The organism is uncultured Serinicoccus sp. (assembly GCF_947500995.1).
Lineage (GTDB): Bacteria > Actinomycetota > Actinomycetes > Actinomycetales > Dermatophilaceae > Ornithinicoccus.
In genome coordinates, this window is record NZ_CANMUA010000016.1 from 1 (window position 1) to 4,797 (window position 4,797).

Sequence of the window (4,797 nt, forward strand, 5' to 3'; positions counted from 1 at the left end):
CCTGGCCGGGCCCGATCCTGCCGTCAATGAAACACGTAGCCGCGTGGAGGACGGCTACGCTCGTCCGACTTTGCCGCGTGGAGGACGGCTACGCTCGTCCGACTTTGGCACCCTTCTGTGTCAAGCGGGGGTCTTGATTGGGGTTCTATGGTGGTGGGTGACGGGTCCGGGAAGTGACTGATCCGAAGTGTCGGTTTGGGGCTGTGAGCCGGCCGCGCTGGATATGTGTGACGCGCCCCGGTGTCCTCCCGGGCCCGTCGCTGAGGTGGTGACGATGTCGTCAAGCATGGTTCGGTAGACGATGTCGGACAGCCGCCGTTTCAGGCAGCGCATCGCCTCGTTCGGGCGTTTGCCGGCCGCGACCTTGCGGTCGTAGTAGGCCCGTCCCTGGGTGGTCCTCGTCCGCAGCTGGACGACCGCCATCATGTGCAGCACGTGGTTGATGTGCCGGTTCCCGCCGCGGGAGAGACGGTGCCGGGCGTTGTCGCCGGAGGAGGCGTCGATCGGGGCCGTGCCGTTCCAGGAGGCGAAGTGGCCCCTGGTCGGGAACCGGGTGATGTCACCGACCTCGACCAGCAGCCGTGCCGCGCCGGAAGGACCGATGCCGTGCAGGCCCAGCAGGGTGGTGCCGGTGGTCTTGATGAGCTCGACGAGCTCCTTGTTCGCGGCCTTCTTGCGGACGTAGATCCGCTCGAGGTCGACCACCAGCTCCATCGCGACCCGCTTGCGCGTCCTGCCGACCGGGTCCTTGGGCCGGACGCCGGTGAGGATCTTGCGGGCCTGGGCCGCGGACAGGTCCTTCTTGGCCCCACCAGGGACGATCTCCAGCAGCAGCGCGTGCAGCTGGCAGACCATCCGGGTGTGGTCCTCACCCAGGCGACGTCGCCGGTCGACCAGCAGCCGCAGCACTTCCAGGGTCTGGTCGTGGACCACGCTGCGCAGCCCACCCATCCGCACCCCGACCAGGGCGATGGAGTGGGCGTCGGTGTCATCGGTCTTACGGCCCTGCCCGGTGGCGAACACCCGCATCCGCGCGGACAGCTTGGCCGGCACGTCCAGGACCTGCTCACCTATGGGCAGCAGCCGGGCCACGACGTGCCGGCCGATGCCCTCGCAGCCCTCGATCGCCCAGGTCCGCTCCGACCACCGGTTCGCGTACTCCACCAGGGCGGCGAAGCCCGCCTCGTCGGTGGTGAACCGACCGTGTCCGACGATCGCCTCGTCGGCGGTCATCACCTCGATCGTGACCGTGCGTTTGTGCGGGTCCATCCCGATCACCACCGGACCCGGTGTCTGCTCGTCCATGAGCTGCCTCCTTCACGACGCGACATGTTGTGTCGGTCAGGAGGGCACCGCTACTACCAGCAGAGCAAACCCTTCTTCAGCCTCTCCCGACCATGTCGGTGGCCGGGGCAGCGCACGCCAATAGAGAGTCACACCACCAGGGTGGACAGCCGCGAAAGAGCGACCACCCCGACCACCTGGACCGAGCCTGGCCGGGCACCGATCCTGAGGTCAACAGAACTAGTAGCCGCGTGGAGGACGGCTACGCTCGTCCGACTTTGCCGCGACTGGCTCGTGGCCATCTCTACGGATACGAAATGGCAACGCTGTCCTCGATGGTGCGGAACCTCGTGTCGTCGGTTCGGGCTCTGCATACCTCGGGTCGCGGCAGTTCCGGTGTTGAATGGGGTCGTGGCTCGACGACGTGAGCGTCCCCGGGGGGCCCACCGGCGCGGCCGTCGACGGCGCGGGCTGCGGTGGGGTATCGCGGCTATCGCTCTGCTGCTGGTACTGCTCGTCGGCGGGCCTCAGCTGGTGTTGTGGTCATCGGCGCCTGTCGCGGCGAAGGACTGCCAGGTCGGTCCGGCCCCGGACGCCCTGGTCCGGGCGGCCTCGCAGACGTCTGTGGAGTCCAGGCGTGCGGCATACCCGACCCCTCTGAACCAGACCGGTGGCACGGTCACGGACGCCAGCTGCTTGACGCGCACTCCGGTGCACGGGGTGACCCGTCCGCGTGACGAGGCAGGGGTCCGAGCTGCTCTGGCGTATGCCGATGAGCGCGGGCTCGCGGTCTCGGTGGGCGGCACCCGGCACGCCATGGGCGGTCAGGCGTCCTACCCCGGTGGCCTCGTCGTGGACATGCGGGGCATGGACGCGATCACCGTCGACGAGCAGGCCAGGACCGCGGTCGTGCAGGCCGGGGCGACCTGGCAGCAGGTGCTGGAGGCGGTGCATCCCGCGGGTCTCGCGGTGGCGACCATGCCGGGTATCGACGTGCTCAGTGTTGGCGGCACGGTGTCGGTGAACGCTCACGGGCTGGACTTCAGAGCCGGCAGCCTGTCCTCGACGATCGCCTCGGTGCGGGTCATGCTCGCCGACGGCAGCGTGCACCAGGTGAGCCCGCAGGAGGAGCCCGAGCTCTTCGCGGCCGTGGTCGGGGGCTACGGGCTGGTCGGGGTGATCCTCGACGTCGAGCTCAACCTCGTCGACAGCGAGATGTACCGGCTGCGCACCACCGTCGTGGACTACCGGGACTTCCCGGCCTACTTCGCCTCGGAGGTGGCCCGCGACGACACGGTCCGGATGACGTACACGCACCTGTCGACGGCACCGGGCAGCCTGCTCCAAGAGGCCATCGTGTACGCCTACGAGCAGGTGGAGGAGCCCGAGCCAGTGCCACCGCTGCGAGAACGAGCCTCGGACCGGGCGAGCCGCCTGATCTTCAACCTGGCCCGGACCGGAGACCTGGGGCAGCGGGTGCGGTGGACGGCGCAGCGGGAGGTGCTGCCCCATGTCCGCGGGTGCCTGCGCTCACGCAACGAGTCCCTCCGCGAGGCCGAGGCGTGCATGGTGGGACGCAACCAGGCGATGTACGAGAGCCTGGGCTTCCTGAACAACCGCCTGCCGCAGTACACCGACGTGCTGCACGAGTACTTCCTGCCGCACGACCAGCTTGTGCCCTTCCTGGACGAGCTGCGGGCCCAGCTCGGTGAGCACGACGCCCGGCTCCTCAGTGCCTCGATCCGTTCGGTGCACCAGGAGGACGTGATCCTCGACTACGCGCAAGGAGAGCGATTCTCGGTCGTGCTCTACCTGAGCCAGGAGGTCAGCGACACCGGGAACGAGGACATGGCCTCGCTCACCCGGGCCCTGGTCGAGGCTTCGCTGGCTCATGGCGGCACGTTCTACCTGCCCTACCAGCAGCACTACACCCGCGACCACGTCGCGCAGGCCTACCCACGCCTCGAGGAGTTCTTCCAGATCAAGCGCCAGTACGACCCGCACCTGCGCTTTCAGAACAGCCTCTCCGAGCGCTTCATGTGAGCAAATGCGCCGCCGCCAACCTCAGAGTCAAGGTCGCGGTCCCACGCCCCGACGCATGACATCCCCCGCGATCACGAGCACCACCAGACGGCTCTGCCCCCGCTCGCCGGCGCTCTGCTGGAGGACGAGGTCCTCCTTCGGAGTGCAGGCCGTACCCTGCCGTCGGCAGCCATTCGCATCTGCCGCGACGCGCGTGGGGTTCGAGTGTCGCTGTTGGTGGGTTCGTCAGGTGCGGATGTTGAGTGCGGTCGTGTCGATCCAGGCGCTGTCCTGGTCTGCGGGTTGGAAGCCCATGCCCGTGAGCAGTCGTGACTGCGTGGTATCGACTCTCAGGCGCTCCGCGCCGTGGTTGCCGGCTTCGTCAACACAGACCGTGGCGAGGTCACGAGCTACGGAATCTGGCACATTCCTAGCGAGGTCCAGCACAGCAAGCTCCGCGTCACCGTTCGCGAGCCTGCCGACAACGGCCTGACCAACGACCGAGCCACCGCTCGCGCTATTCACGTGAGCCTGCAGCCACGCCGTGAGCAACCCGCGGCCACCCAGCGTCCTGGCGACGCTGACGTCCCAGCCGCACTGGGCCAACCATCCACCGTCGCCATAAACCCGCGAGACGTAGTACCGGTGGTCTGGCTCATAGCTCGGACCGTGCAACTCGATGAAGTCGGGCTCACGGCGACGCTGGGCGCGTCCGACATAGCCGGTATCCAGCTCCTCGGTCAGCCACCATGACACCTCGGTGGCCCATTCCTCGGCCGAGCCGATGGGTTCCCCGGTGCTGCGGCCCACATGCGGAGACCACGGAATCACGACGCCGAAGACGTGCCGGTTCCCGCGCCAATGGAACAACACCACGACATCGGGACCCTGCGGACGGACCTCGACCAGGCGGAAACCATCGGCCACATCACGTCCGACCAACAGGGGCCTGAGCGCAGCAAGGGCTTCCTCCTGCGAGTACGACACTGCCACAGTCTGCCAGGACGTATCCCGCCAGCCGATACGCTGCCGTGACAGTTGGTAGGGAGGACGCGATGACACAACGCACACTGCAGGTTCTCCCGGTCCTTGCCCTCCTGCTGAGCCTCGTCGCCTGTGAGCGTAGCGGGGTTCACGACGTCACCCTGTACACCCATTGCGGCATCCACGAGTTGCAGTTCGAGGACCAGTGGTACGAACGTGCGGGTGGCCCTCTTGATGACGGATCCGGCAATCCCCCACCCGGCTGGGACAACCCAGAGCAGGAGGGCACCGTCACCCGGGTCGACGCATCGACTCTCCTCTTCAGTGACGAACCCGGGCACCGCGAGGAGTTCGTCCTACGCGAAGGGGCCACCAGCCCCAAGCAGAGTTGCGACTAAATGGCGTTCGGTCACGAGCACATCCGACTCTACTGAACCGCCCCGGGTTTGGTGGAGGGTCTTGATCTCTACGGGAGAGTGGAGTCATGCCTGCACCGAGGAAGTACAG

Annotated in this window: 4 protein-coding genes; 2 read left to right on the top strand and 2 right to left on the bottom strand. The window is 67.5% G+C overall.

Annotation, left to right across the window (positions count from 1 at the left end; translation table 11 throughout):
- Positions 1–120: 120 nt before the first annotated feature.
- A complete protein-coding gene (locus tag Q0967_RS17140; protein WP_299451267.1) occupies positions 121–1,305 on the bottom strand; it encodes an IS110 family transposase in 1,185 nt (394 codons plus the stop codon).
- Positions 1,306–2,004: 699 nt separating this feature from the next.
- Between Q0967_RS17140 and Q0967_RS17145 the strand changes: the two genes are divergently transcribed.
- Positions 2,005–3,327: an FAD-binding protein gene (locus Q0967_RS17145; protein WP_299451270.1), complete on the top strand. Its 1,323-nt coding sequence runs from the start codon at positions 2,005–2,007 to the stop codon at positions 3,325–3,327.
- 225 nt (positions 3,328–3,552) lie between these two features.
- Here the strand turns inward: Q0967_RS17145 and Q0967_RS17150 are convergent, their stop codons facing one another.
- A complete protein-coding gene (locus tag Q0967_RS17150) occupies positions 3,553–4,293 on the bottom strand; it encodes a hypothetical protein (protein WP_299451272.1) in 741 nt (246 codons plus the stop codon).
- A 68-nt stretch (positions 4,294–4,361) separates the two neighbouring features.
- Between Q0967_RS17150 and Q0967_RS17155 the strand changes: the two genes are divergently transcribed.
- Positions 4,362–4,688, top strand: coding sequence for a hypothetical protein (locus tag Q0967_RS17155; RefSeq protein WP_299451273.1), 327 nt, complete (start codon positions 4,362–4,364; stop codon positions 4,686–4,688).
- Positions 4,689–4,797 lie beyond the last annotated feature (109 nt).

Coding starts and splice junctions, on each gene's coding strand:
- Q0967_RS17155 (WP_299451273.1), top strand. CDS start 4,362: ATGACACAACGCACACTGCAGGTTCTCCCGGTCCTTGCCCTCCTGCTG.
- Q0967_RS17140 (WP_299451267.1), bottom strand. CDS start 1,305: ATGGACGAGCAGACACCGGGTCCGGTGGTGATCGGGATGGACCCGCAC.